This is a genomic window from Frankia sp. AgB1.9 (assembly GCF_016786355.1).
Lineage (GTDB): Bacteria > Actinomycetota > Actinomycetes > Frankiales > Frankiaceae > Pseudofrankia.
Genome location: NZ_JADWYX010000014.1, coordinates 95,502 through 116,031 on the forward strand (window position 1 = coordinate 95,502; position 20,530 = coordinate 116,031).

At 68.1% G+C, this 20,530-nt stretch carries 17 protein-coding genes, 1 tRNA gene and 3 pseudogenes; 14 read left to right on the forward strand and 7 right to left on the reverse strand.

Annotated features, from left to right (window positions below; genetic code table 11):
- Nucleotides 1-55: 55 nt before the first annotated feature.
- On the reverse strand, nt 56-841 hold the full coding sequence (locus I6A60_RS07545; protein ID WP_203021272.1) for a helix-turn-helix domain-containing protein: 786 nt from the start codon (nt 839-841) through the stop codon (nt 56-58).
- A gap of 146 nt (nt 842-987) precedes the next feature.
- Here I6A60_RS07545 and I6A60_RS07550 point away from each other — a divergent pair, with 146 nt between their 5' ends.
- From I6A60_RS07550 to I6A60_RS07570, 5 genes and pseudogenes are all read left to right on the forward strand, one after another.
- Nucleotides 988-1,341: a nuclear transport factor 2 family protein gene (locus tag I6A60_RS07550; protein WP_203021274.1), complete on the forward strand. Its 354-nt coding sequence runs from the start codon at nt 988-990 to the stop codon at nt 1,339-1,341.
- A gap of 77 nt (nt 1,342-1,418) precedes the next feature.
- Entirely contained in the window at nt 1,419-1,922 is a 504-nt protein-coding gene (locus I6A60_RS41365; protein WP_238434950.1) for a DUF664 domain-containing protein, read from the forward strand.
- 353 nt (nt 1,923-2,275) lie between these two features.
- Nucleotides 2,276-2,800, forward strand: a complete 525-nt coding sequence (locus I6A60_RS07560; protein WP_203021276.1) for a hypothetical protein — start codon at nt 2,276-2,278, stop codon at nt 2,798-2,800.
- A gap of 194 nt (nt 2,801-2,994) precedes the next feature.
- Nucleotides 2,995-3,219 (forward strand): annotated as a pseudogene (locus tag I6A60_RS43925) (hypothetical protein); the annotation flags it as partial.
- 114 nt (nt 3,220-3,333) lie between these two features.
- Entirely contained in the window at nt 3,334-4,002 is a 669-nt protein-coding gene (locus I6A60_RS07570) for a hypothetical protein (protein WP_203021279.1), read from the forward strand.
- Between the two features lie 207 nt (nt 4,003-4,209).
- Here I6A60_RS07570 and I6A60_RS41370 read toward each other — a convergent pair whose 3' ends face one another.
- Nucleotides 4,210-4,683 carry a DUF4177 domain-containing protein gene (locus tag I6A60_RS41370; protein ID WP_238434951.1) on the reverse strand — a complete coding sequence of 158 codons (474 nt, stop codon included), beginning with the start codon at nt 4,681-4,683 and terminating at the stop codon, nt 4,210-4,212.
- A 28-nt stretch (nt 4,684-4,711) separates the two neighbouring features.
- Between I6A60_RS41370 and I6A60_RS07580 the strand changes: the two genes are divergently transcribed.
- Both I6A60_RS07580 and I6A60_RS07585 read left to right on the forward strand, forming a co-directional pair.
- Complete coding sequence (locus I6A60_RS07580) at nt 4,712-4,948, forward strand: hypothetical protein (RefSeq protein ID WP_238434952.1); 237 nt, start codon at nt 4,712-4,714, stop codon at nt 4,946-4,948.
- A 231-nt stretch (nt 4,949-5,179) separates the two neighbouring features.
- Nucleotides 5,180-5,256, forward strand: a tRNA-Ile gene (locus I6A60_RS07585).
- A 311-nt stretch (nt 5,257-5,567) separates the two neighbouring features.
- Here I6A60_RS07585 and I6A60_RS41375 read toward each other — a convergent pair.
- Nucleotides 5,568-5,762, reverse strand: a pseudogene (locus I6A60_RS41375) (hypothetical protein); the annotation flags it as partial.
- A 202-nt stretch (nt 5,763-5,964) separates the two neighbouring features.
- On the opposite strand from I6A60_RS41375, the gene I6A60_RS07595 reads away from it, so the two are divergent.
- Nucleotides 5,965-9,099 (forward strand): effector-associated domain EAD1-containing protein, encoded by a 3,135-nt coding sequence (locus I6A60_RS07595; protein ID WP_203021283.1) that lies wholly within the window; start codon nt 5,965-5,967, stop codon nt 9,097-9,099.
- 69 nt (nt 9,100-9,168) lie between these two features.
- Here the strand turns inward: I6A60_RS07595 and I6A60_RS07600 are convergent, their stop codons facing one another.
- On the reverse strand, nt 9,169-9,972 hold the full coding sequence (locus tag I6A60_RS07600) for a hypothetical protein (protein ID WP_203021285.1): 804 nt from the start codon (nt 9,970-9,972) through the stop codon (nt 9,169-9,171).
- Nucleotides 9,973-10,844: 872 nt separating this feature from the next.
- Between I6A60_RS07600 and I6A60_RS07605 the strand changes: the two genes are divergently transcribed.
- Nucleotides 10,845-12,029 (forward strand): hypothetical protein, encoded by a 1,185-nt coding sequence (locus I6A60_RS07605; RefSeq protein WP_203021287.1) that lies wholly within the window; start codon nt 10,845-10,847, stop codon nt 12,027-12,029.
- 55 nt (nt 12,030-12,084) lie between these two features.
- Nucleotides 12,085-12,345, forward strand: coding sequence for a hypothetical protein (locus I6A60_RS07610; RefSeq protein WP_203021298.1), 261 nt, complete (start codon nt 12,085-12,087; stop codon nt 12,343-12,345).
- A 116-nt stretch (nt 12,346-12,461) separates the two neighbouring features.
- Here I6A60_RS07610 and I6A60_RS07615 read toward each other — a convergent pair whose 3' ends face one another.
- Nucleotides 12,462-13,730, reverse strand: a complete 1,269-nt coding sequence (locus tag I6A60_RS07615; protein ID WP_203021289.1) for an ATP-binding protein — start codon at nt 13,728-13,730, stop codon at nt 12,462-12,464.
- A gap of 650 nt (nt 13,731-14,380) precedes the next feature.
- Here I6A60_RS07615 and I6A60_RS07620 point away from each other — a divergent pair.
- On the forward strand, nt 14,381-14,551 hold the full coding sequence (locus I6A60_RS07620) for a hypothetical protein (protein WP_307873570.1): 171 nt from the start codon (nt 14,381-14,383) through the stop codon (nt 14,549-14,551).
- A gap of 239 nt (nt 14,552-14,790) precedes the next feature.
- Here I6A60_RS07620 and I6A60_RS07625 read toward each other — a convergent pair whose 3' ends face one another.
- Entirely contained in the window at nt 14,791-15,426 is a 636-nt protein-coding gene (locus I6A60_RS07625; protein WP_203021293.1) for a hypothetical protein, read from the reverse strand.
- A 149-nt stretch (nt 15,427-15,575) separates the two neighbouring features.
- On the opposite strand from I6A60_RS07625, the gene I6A60_RS07630 reads away from it, so the two are divergent.
- The 3 genes from I6A60_RS07630 (at nt 15,576) to I6A60_RS07640 (ending at nt 18,833) form a co-directional block, all read left to right on the forward strand.
- On the forward strand, nt 15,576-16,010 hold the full coding sequence (locus I6A60_RS07630) for an NUDIX hydrolase (RefSeq protein ID WP_203021297.1): 435 nt from the start codon (nt 15,576-15,578) through the stop codon (nt 16,008-16,010).
- 122 nt (nt 16,011-16,132) lie between these two features.
- Nucleotides 16,133-16,789, forward strand: a complete 657-nt coding sequence (locus I6A60_RS43390) for a pentapeptide repeat-containing protein (RefSeq protein ID WP_203021294.1) — start codon at nt 16,133-16,135, stop codon at nt 16,787-16,789.
- Nucleotides 16,790-18,113: 1,324 nt separating this feature from the next.
- Nucleotides 18,114-18,833, forward strand: coding sequence for a hypothetical protein (locus tag I6A60_RS07640; protein WP_203017030.1), 720 nt, complete (start codon nt 18,114-18,116; stop codon nt 18,831-18,833).
- A 464-nt stretch (nt 18,834-19,297) separates the two neighbouring features.
- Here the strand turns inward: I6A60_RS07640 and I6A60_RS07645 are convergent.
- A pseudogene (locus I6A60_RS07645) lies at nt 19,298-20,530 on the reverse strand (TrwC relaxase); the annotation flags it as partial.

A 20,530-nucleotide genomic window follows, 5' to 3' on the forward strand; every position in this document is an offset into this window, starting at 1 on the left:
CGTGTGCGTTCAGAATGGGCAGTCGTCGTGGTGGACCTGCTCGGCTGCCCATTCCTCACACGAGCGTCCGCAAGCGGTGGGTGGTCTCAGGGTCGGCGGGGTAGAAGGCCTCGATCGTGAGTTCGTCGACCGTGACGTCGCCGGCGGTCTCGACCTTCGCCGCGATGGAGAAGAACGAAAGTTCGCCTGCCTCGTGCCGGAGCCGCAGCGGCAGCACGACGTTGCTGGGCGCCAACGTCGAGTCGGTCCCGCCGGGGTAGCCGGCGAGCTCGTCGTGCAGTTCCTTTAGCCGCTCGTCCCCGGTCTCGCCGGCCCGCCGACGCACCTGACCCAGCAGGTGCGCGCGCCATTGCGCGAGGTTCGCGATCCGCGGCGCCATCCCGTGCGGATGCAGACTCAGCCGCAGTACGTTCACCGGCGGCCTGAGGAGATGCGGAGCGCACCCGGCGGTGATGACGCCGACCGCGGCGTTCGCGTCCAGGAGCTCCCACCACCGGTTGATCACCAGAGCCGGGCATGGCTCGTGCCCGGAGAGCACGAGGCGCAGCGCCGTCCGCACGCTCGCGAGTTCCGGCTCATCAAGCCCACGCTGCGGGTACGCGGGTGCGTAGCCGCCTGCCAGGAGCAACAGGTTGCGTTCCCGCAGCGGAACCTCGAGGCGCTCGCTGAGCCTGAGGATCATCTCCGGTGTCGGGCGGGACCGTCCTGTCTCCACGAAGCTGAGGTGGCGCGTCGATATCTCGGCCTGGTTGGACAGCTCGAGCTGGCTCAGCCGTCGCCGTTCGCGCCAGTCGCGCAGGAGCTGACCGACCGGGCGGTTGGGTAGCGCGGTGACGCTCATCCGGCAACCGTATCGCCCACTCGCGGGCCCGCGATTACCTCGGAGGTAACGAGATCGCATTACCTCCGAGGGAATAGACCTTTCCTGTTGCCGCCGGCAGGATCGTCGTCGACCGATGAAAATCCGGTGGTGAAAGGAAAATCGCAGTGTCTGACCTCGTTGACCGTTACCTGGCGTGCTGGAACGAGACCGACGCCGACACCCGTCGTGCTCTGATCGACCGCCATTGGAGCGCCGATCCCAGCTACGTCGACCCGCTGGCGCACGTCCAGGGCCGGGACGCGTTGGCCGCGACCATCGCCGCCGTCCAGAGCCAGTTCCCTGACTTCGTCTTCTCGCCGGCCGGCCCGATCGACACCCACCACAACGTCGCGCGGTTCACCTGGGGCCTGGGACCCGAGGGTGCCGAGCCGGTCGTGGTCGGCTTCGACGTCGTCGTCACCGATGCCGACGGGCGCATCGAGCGGGTGCTTGGCTTCCTCGACCGCGTGCCCGGCTGACCTTCCTGGCCGTCCCGATCAGCTGACCACGCTCGTCTCTCGTTGACGTTCGGCCGGCTCAGACCCGGCCAGAGACGATGGGCCGGTCTCCCGAGTGGTGTTCGCGGCGGCCAGCATTGCGAGGACGGCGCCGCCGTGCCTTCGGCCCTGACCTGGACGGAAGATCCCGTTTTCGGGTCAGGGCCGGCGGACGGGGCGTCCCTACGGTATCGAGGAGACTCGGCGAAGGCAGTCTTCGCACGGATGGGCAGGAGCTCGCGGGCGAAGCTGCTGGGTCGGCGGACTGGGCGGCCTCCCTGCTCGGCCTGGACGAGTCCGCATGCGACGGCTACGCCACCGGTGACGACGGCAGTTTCGTTGTCGCCGACGGCGAGACGCTGGCCGACGTGATCGCCGAGTTCGAGCGTGCCAGCGAGCGTTCCCGCGTGATCGCCGCCGACTTCGAACTCGACGACACCAGGGCGCACCCCCGCGCCGGCGATGTCAGCCTGCGGTCTGTCTACCTGCTCCTGATCGAGGACTTCGCCCGTCACGCCGGCCATGGTGACATTCTCCGAGAACAAATCACCGCCGCACGATAGGCGTTGGCAATGGGGGGAGGGTCTTTCCCTCGGCGCTGAGCCCGGCGACGGCCGTGTCCGACGGCTCTTGAGCATCTCGACCAGTGCGTAGCCGGGATCGGCCTTGATGGGCAAGGGCGCCGACGTCCGTGACAAGCTCCTCGACTCGGTCGGCGACGACCGCGACGAACAGCGTCTCCTTGGTCGGAAGTGTCGATGCACCGTGCCCGCGTCCCCCGGCTCGGCGCGCGATCTCGTCCAGGGGAACAACGAGCCCCTCGACGGCGAACGGCTCCCGCGCGAGTGCCGCCGGGGTCCCGACTGCTCGAATATGTGTTTGCCCGTTGGGCCGCGAGCCGGGACACTCAGATGCTGTGGACCTGGGGATCTCTGGTTTCAAGCCGTCCTTCCTGGTCGGCATCGAGGCGGTTCGGCAGGCGCATGGATCACATCTGGCGATGCTCGCTGGTAGGCCGCTGACGGGGTTCGCCGTGGTGCGCTACGTCGAGGACGGGGAGTGGTTCGCAGACTGCCCGGTGGTGCTGGATTTCGACGGTGTCCAGGTCGACGTGTGCCACAGCTACCTCGACAAGCTCTCGCTGGGCTGGGACACCATCGACACCACGGCGGCCATCACCGGGTGGGAGGGGCTCGAATTCACCCCGGCGTGGTCCCACCGCGATGAACGCCTAGAACCGTTCGTCGGCCAGGAACTGCGCGAGGTCGCGCTGCTTGAGTGGCGGCCAGCGGAGTTCGACATGGCGGCTGGAACGGTGGCGGTCGAGTTCGTCTTCGCCGGGGACTGCCTGCAGATCTCCAACGGCCTTGACGAGAACCGCATCGAGGTCGGTCCGACGCACCCGGATTACCGTCGACACCGGCTTGCTGCTGCTTCGTGAGGACCTCGACGGCGCAGCGGAAAGCTACGCGCAGGCGCGTGCCCTGCTGCGGTCTGCGGACGGTCGATGTCCGTATGTGGTGCCGGAGGCCCTGATTGGCGACGAAATCCTTGGGCACCCCCGCCCCACCGCCTGGTGGCCCACCGCCCTACCACGGGGCCGCCAGGAGGGTGCGTTCCGAGGACCAGGCGATGATGATCAGCTTCGCGGCCATCGCCGCGGTTGCGGTCCTGTTGGTCGCCCTGGTTGCCTGGTACTTCGCCCAGATCCGCGCGGAACGGGCCAGGGCGACCGCGGTGGCGGTGGGCCAGGTCGTCGCTGTCGATTCCGCGACGAAGCCCGGGGGGTCGGACTGGATCCGCGTCCGGTGGAACGACAACACGGGCAGAGAACATCAAGAAGGATTCTCCGGGTCCGAGTCGACGTTTCCCGTCGGGTCGACGTTTCCCGTCGCGTACGACCCCACCAACCCGACTCCACACGGGTATCCAGTGGATCCACGAGCCGAAGACCCCGGGAACCAGACTCCGATCGTGATCATCGTCGCGGTGATGTCATTTCTTTCCCTCGTTGCGCCGTTGTTCGATTGTTTCGTCCGGCTCGACATGCGTCTGCCCGCGCGGACAGACATAGGCCTCGCGACGGCATGGTCTGTCAGCGTTCCAATGAACCGAGGCGGCCGTCTACCACTGCCCTGTTTCTATGTTCAGCTGACAGACCCTGGCGGCTTCACCACCAGTTGGCGCAGGGTGATGTGGAGTCCGGCGCTTGAACGGCTCGGCCGTGGGGTGCCCGTCGCCGTGCACAAGAAAGACCGGGGTGTGCCCGTAGGCCGCGGCACCGGTCGCCCCGTCCTCGTTCTACCGGACGGTTCGCGGCTGATGCAGGCCAGCCTCTTCGGCCGTGGACTGTGGCCGGCCAGTTGGTTGACCCCGCTGGCCACGCCCGCTGGCGGTCGATCCCACGTCTCGTACTCCGGTCGAGGCGCCCGAGGGCTGCGCTACGCCGTCACGGGGCTGCTCCTCGGGTGCCTCACCGACTGCCTCGTGTACATCGTGGCCAGCGCGGTCCACGGTGGCGCCCTCGGCAGTCTCGGGGTGATCCTTCCTCTGATCGCCGCCGGTTCCCTGCTTGGCTCGGCCCTGGCGGTGTATGCCTGGGCTCTCGCCGGCGCACCGCCCGACATCCCCGCCACGGAGTAACGCGCGGTTCGATGCCTCGGCGGCACCCGCCGATCACCCGGCACCCGCGGCGACGCATGAGAGCCGGCAACTCGCCCGCACGCCCGGAACACGGCTCGGCTTCTTCCACGGGACGGGAGCGACCAACCCGCGGTCCTGATGCGACGGCGGCCCGACCCATCACGGGGATCGCGGACTGGTCGACAGAGCAGCCGAAGCCCGTCGTGCCTAACGGACGGGGCGTTCAAAGGTGATCAGGAGCCCGGCGACGCCGCCGGGGCCGGCCCAGCCCTTGACGTCGACGGCCGTGAGGCCCTTCAAATGCCAACCTTCTCGTGCATGCTGGGTGAGTAGCCGCTCGAGCTTGCTTTTTGACATCTTGTCGCCGATCAGGCTCTCGCGAAGCTTGACGACCTTGTACTCGTAGTGAGTAATCGCGGGCGGTGCAGGTGGCGGCGGCGGTCCACCGGGCACCGAACCGGGCGAGCCCGCGCCATCCTCATCAGGATGGGCGTAGGGGTCGGGTCTGACGCGACCTCGCGGATCGCCGTCAGACCGGTCGCGGGAGTATCGATCGCGCGAGTGCCGGTCGCCCAAGTGCCGATCATCCGAGGACGGATCGCGCGAGTACCGATCACCCGAGTGCCGATGGCCCGAGTTCCGATCGTGGCCGTGCCGATCGCGCGAGGACTGATCGTCCAAGTTGTGATCGCCCCGCGACCGTTCGGCAGTGCTTCCGCATGCGCCCCGCTCGAACGGAGACGCCACCAGCCGGGCGCTGACAACGGCGCTACGCACCAGCGGCACCTCCTACGACGCTCGTCGCCATCGGCTCACCTGCCAGGGCCGCCGCGAGATCCGCCTCCCGTTCACCTATCTGGGGGCGGACGATCGCGCGGGGCCCAACTACACCGGCCAGGCTGCCGTGCACTCCTTCTATACCAGGTCGAATATTGACTCGAAGTGACGGAAACGCTCCTCCAATCAGTGACCGAGCGCGCCCCGCCTTCGAGGCCGCGCGGAGCCGACTCCACGGAGCGTGCGCAACCGCGTGTGGCCGATCTGAGGCCAAAGACCGGCACGGCGCGAGACGGCGCATTCGTTGGCCACACCAACGGTTGGTGACGCCAGACGGATGTGCCTACAGGGCAGTCGCATACGCCATCACTAGGCCGTAGTCGGTAGACTGCGGCAGCCCGGGGCGGTAGCTCAGCCGGTCAGAGCAGGGGACTCATAATCCTCCGGTCGTGGGTTCGAGCCCCACCCGCCCCACCAGCCGACCCTTGGGTGGGTGGCGCATGCCGCCTGGCCTGGGCGTTTGGCGGTTTTCATGTCAGAATTTACGATCTTATTTACATGATCGTTACATCAACGGTGTCCTGACCTGCGGGTTCGACTCCGGTCGTGGCGCGCGAGTCCCCGGCCGGAACGTGCCGCCGCCCAGCGGTGAGGCGGCCGCTGCGCCGACCGCGTGGGCACGCCGGATGGACGCGGTGGCCGCACCCGAACGATTCTTCGACATCGGTGCATCGGACCGAGCTCCCCCGCGGCGGCCATTTTCCCGCGATGGAGGTGCCGGACAGGGTCTATGTCCACCGTTCGCTGCGACGATCGAGCGCGCCGTGGGTGTCGCTGCGGAGCTGCGTGACCAAGCCCCGGGCCGTGGCCGCGCCGACGGCGAGCCGCTTTCTCAGGTTTTCGGCCGAGATCGGTCGCTGGTGCTGTTGCCAGTGCAGGACGTCCTCAGCGCGCGCCCGATGCAAAAGGTCCTGCCGCCGGGCCTGGTCCTGCCCGGCCGCTGATGGCGCACCCGCTGGGGGAACGTCCTTCCGTGCTGGCCGGCGGTCGGGCCGATTCTGGTCGGGCTCTTGGCCGCAGAGTCCCCGTTCATCGTTGCCCTTGGCCGCTCGATCGGTCGAAGCGTACCGATTGACGCCACGGCGGGCAGACAGACTGGTTCTGTGGGGGTGCGAAGATGCCCGCGTGGATGAAGGAGCTCTGACCGACGACCTGGTCAAGCTACTGGCCCGGCTGTATCCGAGCAGGGTCGGAGCGGGTCAGCTGCTTGAGCAGGCCGGGATGCCGGTCGAGCAGCAGCCGTCATGGGAGCCATCGGGGCCTCTGGAGTACTGGCGGGAGGTGGCGCACCGCTACCGGAATGGCGCTGTGGAGAACGGGCCGGCCCGACTGATCTCCGCAGCTCGCACCGCCTGGCCGGCGAATCCTGTCCTTCGTGCGGCCCTGTCCACCGGGTCGACTCCGGCAGGCACGGTCCGAGTTGCAGGCACGGTCCGAGTTGCAGGCACGGTCCGAGTTGACAGTGTCGACCTCTACCGGCTGGGTGTGCACCGGGCAATCAGCCTCAGTGACGCCGAGCTGGACAGCCGACCGCCCGTCTACATACCTCGTGATCTCGACGAGGGGACTGGCGGTTTGCGTGCCCGCCTGCGATCCGCGCAGGAACGGGGTGGGTTCATCCTTCTGGTCGGCGGCTCCTCGAGCGGAAAGACTCGCTCCGCGGCCGAGGCCGTGCGCGCCGAACTCCCGGGATGGTGCCTGGTGCACCCACCGACCGCCGCCGCAGCGGCAGATCTTGCCACCACCTCGGCCGCCCGGCGGGTGGTCTGGCTGGATGAGATCCAACGATATCTTGACGGCAGGGATGGGCTAAGCGCCGGAACGATTCGCGCGTGGCTCGATTCAGCATGTCCAGCGGTCATTGTTGGCACGCTGTGGCCAGAGCGATACACCCGCTATACCGGGCTTCCCGCCACAGATGATCGCCCGGATCCATACGCGCGCGAGCGGGAGGTGCTCGCGCTCGCCGATGTCGTGCGGGTCCCGGCCGTGTTCAGCCCTGCGGAACGCGCGCGCGCCGAGAGCGCCGCAGCCCAGGACGGACGGCTTCGGACCACCCTTGACAGTGCCGGCTACGGACTGACGCAGACCCTGGCCGGTGCCCCGCAGCTCGTCGCACTGTGGGAAGGCGCCGCCACAGGCGCGCCCTATGCGTACGCCGTGATGACAGCCGCGCTTGACGCGGCGCGTCTCGGTGCCCGAGCGCCCCTGCCCCTGGATCTCCTCCGCGACGCGGCGATCGGCTACTGCACGCCGGCTCAGCAGGCCGAGGCCACCCCCGACTGGTTCGAGCGGGCGATCGCCTATGCCACGCGTCGACTTCATGGCGCCACTCGCGCCCTTGAGCCCGTTTCAACCGGCCGGATGGGCGACATCGCCGGTTATACGGCCGCCGACTACCTCGTCCAACACGCCAGTCGCATCCGACGAAGCGAACGCCCTCCCGCCGCGTTCTGGGAGGCGATCATCGCTCATCTCCGCGACCCCGATGATGTCGCGCACCTCGCCGCTGCCGCCGAGGACCGCCTTCTTTACCGCCACGCCATCCCCCTCCTCAGCCGTACCGCTGCCATCGGCAGCCTCTGGGCGAGCGCGCGGGTGGTAGCCCTTCTGGGCAGACGAGGGGACCTCGATGGGCTGCGAGCGCGTGCGGAGGCCGGTGACGACCGGGCCGGTGAGCAGCTGGTGTCGGCGCTCGTGGACCGACGCGACGTCGAAGGGCTGCGGGCACGCGCCCTTGCAAACGACAGTCGCGCGGCCGCATGGCTGGTGGAGCTCCTGCGTGAGCAGGACAGAGTGAGCAGTGCCGTCCCGGCGCTGCGGGCATGCGCCGCGACCGGCGATCACCTCTCCCTCTTAATGCTGTGTGCACTCGGTGACCTTGATGGTCTTCGCGTCCTGGCCGATTCCGGCGACGGCGAGGCCGCCAACGGCCTGGCGATGGTGCTGGCCAAGAATGGCGACATCGACGAGCTGCGAACACGCGCGAACGCCGGCGACTCGATGGCCATGCTTCAACTGGTGGATCTGCTCGTCGCCCGAGGCGCCGACCAGGAGTCCGCCGAATATCTGCGGGAGCGCGCCGACGCCGGCAACTACAACTGCGCCCGCCGGTTAGCGGATCTGATGGCCGAACACGGCGACATCGACGGGCTGCGGGGGCGCGCCAAGGCCGGCGACGACGCCTGCGCCCGCCGGTTAGCGGATCTGATGGCCGAACACGGCGACATCGACGGGCTGCGGGGGCGCGCCAAGGCTGGCGACGGGTGGGCCGAACATCTGTTGGTCGATGCCCTCGCCGCACGCGGTGACGTCAACGAACTTGACGCGCTGGCAAGGCCTGGCTCCTGGCGCGCCATCATCGCGCTAACAGATCTCCTGACCGCACGCGGCGATGCCGAGGCACTGCGGGCTCGGGCCGACGCGGGCGACCGAATGGCAGTACTCGCGCTGGCGGATCTACTGACCACCCGAGAGAACATCGACGGCGCTGTCGCCGTACTGCGACAAGCCTGCGACAGTCACAGCGATCGCCAGTTCACCGAGCGGCTCATAGAGCTGCTGGTCACACGTGGCGACGTCGACGAAGCCATCGCCGTGGTACAGGAGCAGCGCTCAAGCGGCGCTGATTCTTTCGGCCGCCGGCTGGTTGAGCTGTTGGCCGAACGTGGCGACGCCGACGGCCTGCGCACGTGCGACGGCATAGGTCTCAGCGGCGCCGCCCATCACCTCGTGCAGGCCCTTGCCGATCGCGGCGATATCGATGGCCTGCGGGCCCGCGCGGACGGCGACATAGATGCCGCCCGGCGGCTCGCGGCGATTCTGGCCGATCACGGGGACATCGACGGGTTGCGGGCCTGCGCGGACACCGGCGACTGGGTGGCTGCGGACCTTTTCGCGAAACTCCTCGCCGATCGCGATGAGGTCGGTGAGTTGCGCGCCCGCGCCGACCTCGGCGACGAGGCGGCCGCCCAGCATCTTGCCCGGTTGCTCGCCAACCGCGGCGACATCGACACAGCTCTCATCGTGCTGCGCCCGTTCGTTCATACCGGCGGACGGGCCGCCGGCGCGCTGGTGGATCTCCTTGCCCGCCGCGGCGAAGTCGACGCCCTGCGGGAACTCACCGACGCCGGCGATGTACGAGCCGCCCATCGCCTACCCGATGCCTTGATACAGGCGGGGCGGGAGACGGAGGCCTATTACCTCTCGCGATTTGGACTCAACCCGGACGGCTCCATCGCCACCAATGTTCATGGTTGATGCTTCTGTCGGCCGAGCGTGAGGATCAGCGGCCGACCAGATCAGCGCCCTCCGGTTCCCCACCCTGGTCTATGACGTCGGCCGGTTACCGCGACCATCGAGCGCGCCGTGGGTGTCGGCGCGCAGTTGGGTGACTAGGCCGCGGGCGGTCGCCGTGCCGACAGCGAGTCGCTTGCGCAGTGTTTCCGCGGAGATGGGGCGTTGGTGCTGCTGCCAGTGCAGGACGTCCTCGGCACGGGCGCGGTGCAGCAGGTCCTGCCGGCGCGCTTCGCGCGCGGCCTCGCGTGACAGCGGCCCGGCGACGGTGGTCCCGTCTGGTATCGGCTCGGCTGCCGACGCGAGGGTCGGCTCACGGCGCTGGACCTCCGCCGGGGGCAGGCTGTCGGCTGCGCATGTCGCGAGCAGATTCGGGCCGGGTGCTGGGGCTCGCATCGCGTAGAGGAGATCTGGGGCGACTTCGGACCAGCCGACGAGGAGCAGTGGTCCGACGGCGTCGAACGCTGCTTTGCCGTAGCGGCCGGAGATCAGGGGCTCCGCGATGTTCAAGGCGAGCGTTACCATGCTCGCGAAGATGAGTAGCCTTCGCGCCGAGCGCAGCACTTCCACCGGCCCGCCGTTGACAGCGAGTTGCCGGCTGCCGAGCAGCAGGCCGACGACCGACAGATCAACCGCGGGCGCGACGAGCGGCGCTACCCACATCGGAACACCGAGCCGAAGCCCCAGCGCGAGCACATTCCCGAACCCGAAGAGGAAAGTTAGAGCGACCACTACTCCGACGATCACGCTCACGAGACGGGCTGAAGCGTCCGGAACCGCCAGGTCTGCGGAACGCCTGTTCGATTCGGTAGATGATGTAGAAGTCGGCACGGTCACCGGACATCGCCCCTGGCCAGGGCCCGGGTAGCGACCGGTCGGACAGCAATTTCAGGGCCAGCAACCAAGATCAAACGGTTCGGATGCTGGTACACATGGTCCGCACGCGGTCTACGTACGTGCAGGTCAGCGCACTGAAGTGGATCAGATCCGGGTCGTTCGCTGTTCCTGGCAGCCAGGCTGGCAGCCGCCGTCGGGTCCTCGATCTCTGGACTCATACCCCCTGCCACCAGGCAATACATGGGTACTGGATCCCGGACAGTGTTGATACGGCGGGGTATCCACCAAGATCCGAGGTCCAAGTTGTCTGCTCCGGAGACTTCCACGGACGCTTCGCTGTCGGCCGATGCCTGGCTGACTGGCTGCGCGCCTCCTGGTCTGGCACCACCGAGTCCGCCGCGACCCGCACCGAGCGGTCTCCGCGTGACGCGTCCGGTGCTTCGCCGCTGGTAGCTATACGCTTATGACCATAGCCGACCCCGGGGATCTCTCGCCGCCCCGCTCATCATCAAACCCGGGGTCGGGCGCCGCGCGCTGACCTAACTCCGCCGTCCCAAAATTCAGCATAAACGCAGGTCATGACCGCCAAACCCGCGGGTAGCATGCCGCGCAACACAGCGCAAGCGATTGATGAGATCGTGGCCACGACGACGTTTAAGCCTAAAGTCTTGACGCGAAAAGGCCAACAGATGGATAATGGGAGACCTTGTCCCGGCTCTCTTACAAGAGGCTCACTGGCGATGCGCGCTCGCGTTTGGCTGCCACTCGGACTGGTTGCTCTCCTGCTGTGCACCGTTGCCTGCGGCGATCCACACCCAAAGCGCACGGTCGGGCCACGGTCGGAAGGCGCGCCTGCCACTCCGGCGGCGACATTGAAGGCGTTCGACCCTCCGACCCATTTCGACACCACTCAGGGACCTACGATCCCTGACGACGCCGCACTTAACGGCGTGAATCTCGCCGGCAATATTCTGCAGCCGCCGCCGACTATTCTCTACAAGACCACCGCCTTCGTCTCCACAACCGACCGCCTGCTCGTGATCGACACTCGAAGTGGGCGGGTCTCCGCCCTCGCGCCGCCGGATGGGACGGCAGAGCCCTTCGCGTCGGATGGCTTCGTCGGCGAAGATCCGACCACCCCTCCACTGCTGGCCACCGTCAAAGGCCGAGAGCTGGTGCTTGCCGCGTTCGCGGTCAAGGTCCCAGGCAAGGGGACCATGCCGTCGACGATGGCCCTGGACCTTGTCGCCGTCGACGCGGCGAGCGGACGGCTGGTGTCACATATTGCGGCGACCCTGGATTCCCAGTTCAACGGCGCGTACCTCTCGAACCTCAGCACCGCGGTCGTGGGCGTGAGCGGCCAGATCGCTGTCGCACGAATTTTGGGACTTGGAAGCGAAGCCGAGACCTTTACTTTTGATCTTTCCAATGGCACGGTCCCCTGGACCCAGATCGGCTTCGCGGCCTCCGATGTGACCGGTTCAATCGTGGTCGGCGCGCTCGCCTCGGACACGTCGGGCTATTATGACCTGGTCGGAGCGACGGTCGAAAACGGCCATAAAGTATGGTCCCTGAGTGGCAAAATGGACGTTTTGAACGTCTTTCCGAGCGGCCCTTCACTCCTCGTCGCGATTTCCAGCGACAGCCCTGGAGGACATGCGAAGCTGCAGTTGATCGATCCCCGCACCGGGGCGGTCCGTCAATCCACCGATGGAGATTTCGGCGGCGTGCGCTGCTCCTTCGACGGTGCCACGCTGACAATATGCTCGGAATCGAGTGCATTCGTGCACTGGGCGGCAGCCTTCGACACGACCACGCTATCCTGGCTTTGGAACCTGCCGGATGAGGAGTCGGGCAGGGTCGCGCCGCTGGTCAGGTCGGTATGGCACGGCAACGTCTACGGCAGCACGGAGAACGGACCTGTGATCCTCGACGGCCGCACCGGCAAGGACAAGGTCACCGATCCTGGCGCGGCCCCGTACGTCGTCGACCAGTACGTCGGAATCGCGCCCGGCCCCGGGGCCGAGGGCTTGCGCGCCTACCCGGCAAACGGCTGACGCAGGGTGCTGCCGCAACATCGCCGTTCGCACATACTTCGATGTCGGGACGACCATGCTGGGATCATGCGAAGCGGGCTTCTTCGTGACGGCGGATCCGGGCAAGCGTGATGTGCAGGTCAAGGTTCTGATCGACTGCACCGCCGAGGAGATCGACGTGTGCGGCGGCACGGACCGGCAGCTCCAACCGCGCTGGGCCGCACATAATCCGGCCCACCTCTGGGCGGTCCTATGGCTACCGGACCGACTCCGCCGGGCCTGGGACGAGAAGTTTCCCGCGCTTGCTGAAAGCAGCCGAATTACCGCAGCCGCCTAGCACGCATGGACGAAAACCACGAACGCATCACCCGAGTCGCACTCGCTGCGGGAGGACCGTACGGGCTCGCGCTCGCAGGTGGCTACGCCGTCCAAGCACACGGCATCGGCGGGCGGTCACGGGCCGATCAGCGCCAGCGGGACAGCGGCGATCTCGTCGCGCCGACGGTACGCGCGTTCGCCTGCGTAGATGACGACGGCGTCGATCAGGTCATTCCCGATGCGGTCGCGGAGCCATCGGAGATGCTTGACGTCGTCATCCTCGACGCGGTCGGCGAGTTTGACCTCAATACCGAGCACTCGGCCGTCCGCCCGCTGGACGATCAGGTCCACTTCATGGTCGTTGTTACGGGTGCGTAGGTGGCCGACTCGGGCTTCGGCTGCCTCGGCGTAGGTGTGCATGCTCAGCGCCGCAAGGTGCTCGAAGAGGGCGCCGAGGATCGTGCCTTCCGACAGGCTCGCGCTGCCCTGCTCAGCGCGCAGGAGCGCGGGGCCATCGAGCCCGAGTAGGCGGGCGGCCAGCGCGGGGTCTGCCAGGTGGTGTTTGGGCGACTGCGCGAGCCGGTCGAAGTGGTTGCGACCTGGGATCCAAGGTGCTGTCGGGTCAAGCAGCCACAGAGACGACAACGCGTCGCGGTAAGCGAGCGTGGTCTCCTTGGCTGGCTTGTTCGCCAGCCCGGCGGTGGCTGTGTCCAGAATCTTCGAATAGGCCGTCGTCGTTGAGGTCGCGGCGGCGTAGGCGGCAAGCCAGGCCCGCAGGACGGCCGGCCGGCGAACCGGGTAGCCCTGCTCGGGGAACTCCCGGTGCACCACATTCTCCAGGTAGGCATCCAGTTCCGCGCGGCGGACGCGTGGTGGCAGACCGCGGATCGCGGGAAAGCCTGATGCGGTGATCTCTTCGACGTAGTCCGTCAGCCGAAGCTTTGTGGTTCCGCCAATGTCGCGGGTCCCATCGAGGAGTGCGGCCAGGCTCACCGTCGACGTTTCGAGGCCGCGCTCCGCCACGCTTAGAGGACGCATCCGCATCGGCACGATCCGCCCGGCGCCTGAGTGGATCACGGCGCCCCGGGGAGCGGAACTGCCGGCGATGATGAAATGGCCAGCCGGCGAGCCGGCGTCGACCGAGCGCCGCACGTGGTCCCAGACCTCGGGCAGTCTCTGCCACTCGTCCACCAGGACCGGGCCGGGCAGGCTGGTCAGTACCGACGGGTCCGCAGAGACGATCTCGCGCTGGCCGGCCAGGCTGAGGTCGATGACCGACGCGGCACGCTGCATCGCGGTCGCGGTCTTGCCGACGCCCTTCGGGCCGTGGATCGACAGGGCGCGAAGATGCGGCTGGAGTTCGTCCAGCGTGTCGTCAATGATCCGGCGCCGATAGTCGACCACCTCGTCAGTCTACCAATCGCAGAACCTCTAGTCTTCCAATCGCATGAGCGATGGTCTTCCAAGCGCCGACTCGCGCTGACCTAGGCGCGCAGTCAGGCGACGCCCGACACGGTCCCGGCGGCTGGCGACGGCCCGGGACGGGTCGGTGGTCGGCACCCGTCGAGGACATCCGCGCGGCACCTCCGTCCGACGCAGGTCGCTGCTCCCACGGGACGCGTACGCATGAGAACGCGGCCACTCCAAGCGGCCCATCCGGGTCAGGGCCGCCCCTGGAACGATGGCGAACGCCCCGCTGGATCTGTGATCTCGCCGACGAGTCGTAGACCCAGCCAGCTCCCGTACAGCGGAGTATTCGGCGATCCACGGTCGCGCACGACCTGCGTCTTCGCAGCTCAGCACACCGCAAACCGGAAAAGTCCTCATAATCCTCCGGTCGTGGGTTCGAGCCCCACCCGCCCCACTCGCGCTCCCCGTTCTTGCAGGTCAGCGCGTCCGAAGTGGATCAAATTGGCGTCGGGCGCCGTTTCAGGCAGCCACAGTGGCAGCCGCTGTCGGGTCGTGGATCTCGGGCCTTAGATACCCCGTTACCAGGCAATATGCGGGTCTTGAGGCCCGGACAGCGCTCACACAGCGTGGGTATTGGCTACCTGATGGGTCGCCTTGGGCGGTCTCGGACGCGCTGCTACCAGCTCACGCGGCGTCCCACCTTCCCGCAGCCAGCCGGCGAACCGGGACTTGGGCGGGTCTGGCGCACCGCCGACGTGGAGCAGTGGATCAGCGTCTACCGCCCGGACGAGGCGAACACGCCGACCGGCAGCTAGCCCAGCCAGGCTTGGACGAGCGCGGTATCGCTCCGCGCGGGGTGCGTGCGGAACGTGCCGAGTGAAGAGCGCGCGCCCACGGCGGTGAGATCGTCAGCCATGCGGCGTGCGCGGCGGCGGCGCCTATGGCCGGCAGTTTCCCGGCCATAGACCCCGGCTGCCGCTGAGGCGCTTGCACGCGCCGTCGCGTACGCCATCGAAGGACTGTGCCCCGTCCGAACCGCGCGTGGCCGTTTCGTTCAGGAGGCTGGGATGCCGGTGACGCCGAGTTTGTGGCCGAGGGCGACCCAGTTGGTGGCGATCTGCTGCTGGACGTCGGCGAGGGTCATCTGGCCGGAGCAGACGGCGCGTTTGGCGGCGTTCTCGACGGGGTCCTTGTCGTTGTGTTCGCCGCGTTCGGGCCACAGGTTCGCGACCGCGGTGGGGGAGCCGCCGATTTCCAGGGAGATGAGGTGGTCGAGTTCGTAGCTGCCCATCGCAGTGCCGGCGTAGGCGCCGTAGGCGGCGATCGCCTCGCCTTTGATCTTGTTGGTGTAGGACGTGGGTGGGCGGATCGTGGCCGTCCAGCCGGACGTGCAGATCGTCGATTTGATGGTGGCCTGGGTGACCGCGGGGTTCAGCGCGCCGGGTGTGCAGGTCGGGTCGGGCTCCTCGTTGTTGTCCTGGGCCTGGCAGTGCGCCGGATAGACGGTCGAGGTGGACGTCGATGCAACCAGTGGTCCGGCGGGCGCCGACCCGGCGGGCGCCGACCCGGCGGGGGCCGCTCCGGTGGGCGTCGGGGTGTTGGCCGACCCGGCGGTTGCTCCTGACAGGGTGCAGCCCGCGAGCGCGAGCGCGAACAGGACAGCGAGGGCGAACCGTCGCGGACGAATCATGGCGCCGATTATGCCGTCCATCAGCACACGGCGGATCTGTTCGGCCAGGTCACCCCACTCGCCGGTGACATGGGCCCGTTACGGTGACGGCCGTGGACGCTACGAGTTCGCCGGTGCTGGCCTGGCAGCGTGGGCTGGCGCGTAAGCGGATGGCAGCCGCGGTGGTGCTGGTCGACGACGATGACCGGGTACTGCTGGTGCGGCCGACGTACCGGCCGGGCTGGGACCTTCCGGGTGGCGTCGTCGAGCAGGATGAATCACCGCATACGGCGGCGCGTCGGGAACTGTTCGAGGAGCTGAGCCTCGACCGGCCACTCGGCAACCTTCTAGCGGTCGACTGGGTGCCGGCGACAGCGGAGCGTACCGAGGGGTTGATCGTCGTGTTCGACGGTGGGCGGCTTAGCTCGGACGAGGCCGCGGGTATCCGGCTGCCTGCCGAGGAGCTGGCCGGGTGGACGTTCGCGGCGGTCGAACAGCTGCCCGGGTTGATGGTGGCGTTGCTCGCTCGGCGGGTGGCTGCGTGTCTGGCGGCTCGGTCGGCCGGTGAGACCGTCTACCTGGAAGACGGCAAGCCCCTGGGCTGAGGCGGCCCGACAGCCGCGGGCTGCTGCGCCCCGCCCGAGCCGTCTCGGGTACGCGCGACCCCACAGGCACCTCTCCGTTCCCGCCAGCGCGACGTTCATGCGCGGTCCGTCTACCGATTGGTGTGTCCACGGCTGGAAAGATCATCCGGGTCGGTGCTCGCCGTCTGACAGGTCGCAAGGTCGACCTGGGACGTGAGCAGAGCCGGCTTACGCCACCGCCGTTCGCTGACCACTTTCGCGCGCGCGAAGTGCCCTCGTCGTCCCGGACGATGACATGGGCACCCGGGAAGATCGCGACGCCGGGCTTCGCGGTGTCAGCGAAGGTGGTGATGCGGCCCGCTGGGATCGGCATGATGCTGGCCATGGCTCGTGACGGGACATCCGCACAGTTGCTTGGTTCGTTTCGTGACGGAGCAGTCGTCAAGCGACGGAGCTTCGACGGCCAGAATCTGGCGACAGCGCGGGCGGGGCAGCTGTGGTTCGATCGTTGTTCGTTCGTTAGTGCTGATCTGCGCCACGCGACGTTGGACGGGTGCTCGTTCAAGATGTGCGATTTTCGGAGTGCGGACCTGCGAGGAGCATCGCTGAGAGGCGCCTCGTTCGGGGGATGCGATCTCCGTGACGCCGATCTGCGGGACGCCGACCTGACTGGCGTTCGCCTCGATTTCGTGAACACGGGCGCCCATCCCCACGGCCTGACCAACGTCACCGGTGCCAACTTTGCGGGCGCTCGCCTGCGTGACGTCCAGGTCGACCGGGTCATCGGGTGGCCCGAGTAGCCCGGTGTTAGCCCAGGATCACGTCTTCAACGGGACGGACGTCAGCGGACGTCGGTGGATGGCACCGAGCCCGTCCGACCGACATCGGTGGACGTCCAGGGCCGGCTCGCAGAGGTCTACGGATTGGATGCCTGCGGGGAGCTCGACCCTGACGCAGACGACAGCAGGCGTTCCCTGGCCAGCGTGCGCTGAGCCGAGTCTGCGAAGAGCACAGACTCGGCTACGGAAGGTACTCGCGGTGGTTCGTTACGGTTGCAACCACGGTCCGTAACCGAGTGATCCTCGCTGGAGTGGGCGCCTCAAAGGCTGCCATCAGGCAACTGCGGTACAGCGGAGTATTCGGCGCCCGTCGGTGCCGCGTGAAGTGCATCAACGCAGCTCAGCACACCGCAAACCGGAAAAGTCCTCATAATCCTCCGGTCGTGGGTTCGAGCCCCACCCGCCCCACCCGGTCTGACCTGCACGTTTGTACTGGGATCTTGGTTCCGAAGATCGCGACTTCGTGGTTCTGATGCCAAGGTGATGCCATGCCGTTCGGGGCGGTCTCGGCTGCTGTCAGCTGCTCCTGGAGGTCGTCACGGTTTGCGACGACCTGGGCCGCGGTCCAGCTGACCCCGTGGGGAGGCTCCGTGCCGCCGGCACCGGCCGATGGGTTCGGCCTCGCCGCTACCTGCGGTGGCCACGGCTAGGCTGACGCCTGCACCGACGCCGAGGCGCGCCCGCCGCGCGACCTTCACTCGCGAGCTATCACGGCCCACGCGAGGGGTGCGCCGCTCGGCGGTCCCGGTACGAGCAGCCCCAGTGGTCGGACATCGACGAAGGTGCTACGTCGCAGGCTGCCGAATTGCTCGTTCTGAGATCAAGCACCGCGCCGCGCGACCGGCTGCGCGCGGCCGCAAGCGGCCGTGCTCGCCGGGCGCGTCGCACCCCGCGTCGCGCACCATGACCGACGGCACACAACGCCTCAGACATGGCCGGACATCGAGGCGCAGAGTCTCCAGTCCGGTCGACGGCATCGATATCAGCGGCAGCGGGACAGCAGAGCTGCTGGGTCGGGCCGGGGCGCGGTGTCAGTCTCGCGGCTGGTCCGTTTCCCCGGCCCGCCCGCCGGGGTCGGGTAGGCCGCCGACGCAACGCGGCCGACGGCACCAGCTACGGACTGATCGCTCGATCGAGGTCAGCGCCACGGCCCGCTCGCGATGGTTGCCGCCGCTATCATTCCGCGTTGCGCTCTTTGCCCTGGATGTCGTCCAGGTATGTGAGTGGGAGATGGGGAGCTGGCATGGGGTTGGGTACGATCAGGACGCGCGCGAGGTTCGCTCCGGTGGCCGTCGGCGCCATCGTGGCGCTGGTGCTCACGCTCGACGGCTGCGGTTCGGCCACTGATAGCAGCGTGTCGACGGTGACCGGGAGGCCGTCGGCGACGGCCATTAACGGGGCGAAGCCACCTAACGCTTCCCCTGCGGCACTCAGAGCGGCGGACTACCTGTACACCAAGGGCCCGGAGACGGCCGGCTTCACGGTGACAGCGGCCGACAATAGCGATGGCTCGAACGATTTTGACCCCTCGACGTACCCGGACATGGCGCATTGCGACGCGCTGATGAGTGATAGCTCGGTCGACACGGTCACCGGGCCGACGCTGAGCAGCGCGAACAGTCTGATCAGTGTTGTCTCCACCGCCTCGATCGAGACGACCACACAGGTCGCGCGCGATGTCGAACTCGTCAAGGAACCGGTCTTCGACGACTGCATGCGCAAGCTGGCCACCCACCTGATGGAGGAGGGGCTCAGTGGCAACTCCTTCCAACTGGGCGCGATGACCACACGCGACACCGAGACTCCACCTGGAGCGTTGAAGCGGTACTCGTTCGCCCTCCCGGCGACGGTGCAAGGCTCCCCGGTCAGCTTCTACGTCGATTTCGTCTTCTTTGCCACCGGCAGGGTGGAGGACATCCTCTTCGTAATATCAGGCCTGGAGCCCTCCGACCAACTGGTGACGGCCGCGACCGCGCAACTAGCCGAAAAGATCAAGAAGCAGTAGCGCCGCGGCGCTGGCCTGGTCGTGGTCGAGGCCAGGCCACAGCCCGGACGCTGGACGATAGGCGTTCCGCCGCCACTGGCGGCCTGGCTGCAGGCGATCTCCAGCTTGTCGCATTCGTTCTACCGATGGTCAAGTCCATTCTGCCAGTTTCGGCGGTTGCCGGAAAATTGCGAGCCAGGTTGTCCCGTGGACTTGCTCGCCAGGTAGATTCCTCGCGGGACGGCGAGAGGCGACAATCCGCACGGACGGATGGGCGGAGTACCAATTGGATGTTTATCTACCGTCACGGCAAGGACTCCGGCACCACGCTTGTGATCTCGTCCAGCAGGTGTATTTGATGAGGCGGCACTGCTGTGACCGAATGATGGAGACGCGGTATCTCAGCCTCTCCTCCCGCCCACCTCCGCGAACCTGCACCCAACCTTGGGCGTGTTCCTCTCAGGGCGGTAGAGACAAAAACCGCGTCAGAAAGGCAACGTCGCGCTGAACGCTTCGTCGAGTTGGCAGGCGTCGTCGTAGCTGGTCGCTGCGGACCCGGCAGGGCGAGACCCGAGCGCGCGGCGCTTCGGATCGATCGCTTCGGGATCGGCCGGGGAGCCGTAGGACAGTCCGAGATGGCGATGGCGATATTCCTCGATGCGGAGAGCGGATTGCTCCCAGGCGGTGGCGGCGGGTTCGGTGTCTGGCTGGGGGCCGAGCAGTCCGGTGAGGTACTCGGCGGGTTCGCCTGTGGCGCGGGACACGGCGTGGGTGATCTGGCGGTCGAGGGCGGCCTCGATGCGGGTCAGCTGGACCGCGCTCGACATCCCGTCGGTCGATGACTGACCGGGGCGCATCCCGCCTCCGCCCGCCGCGAGCGCTGCGATGGCGGGGCCGCTGCGGAGGTCGCGCCAGGAGGCCGCGAGGGTCGCGGTGGGCTGCGTCGCCAGATAGTTGATCTCGGCTTCGAGGAGAAGGCCTGTGACGGTGTTCCACTCCTGCTGCGCGGTCACAGGGGCAGGCAGGTCGTAGAGCGCCGCCTCGAGGCCCGCCTGGCGGCAGAGATCGGCGACCCGTTGCTCAAGTACGGCGGCGCCGACGCGGACGTCGGCGAGCGGTTCCGCGGTGAGCGCCCGGTGGAGTCGGTCGGGGTGGTGGCCGTGATCGAGGAGGGCGTGCAGGCCGGCGAGGGCGCGTTGCCGGGGGACGGTGGTGGCCGCTGTGTAGAACCGGGCGCGGGCCGGAGGTGGGAGGGCGTTGGCCCAGGTCTCGACGAGGCGCGCGGCCTGATCGAGGTGGCGGATCCACGGGTCGCTCTGCCTGTCGTGGGGATGGGCGCCGGGCGGCGGCCCGGGGTCGGCGGCTGGGGTATCTGGCTGGTGTCGGGCGCGGTAGACGGCGAGCGCGCCGACGGCCGCGTCCCACCCGGCGCGGTCCGGGCCGGCTGCCGGACGCGCGCCGATCCGCGCCGCCAGGGCCGGGGATGGAGAGTGGACCGCATCGGCGCGTAGGGCGGCTTCGGCCGCGAGTTCGGCGCGGCGCAGCAGCACCTGGCTCGGCTCGTCGACAAGCTGAGCCGGGCCGTCGGGCATCGGGTTCGGCGCGAACGGCTCGTGCGGCGGCTCGCCGAGCCGAGCCGTTCGCGCCGCGGCTCGCGTCGGCGGGGGGGGGGGGGCGGGGCGCGCCCGGGGGGGGGGGGGGGGCCCCCCCCCCGCGGC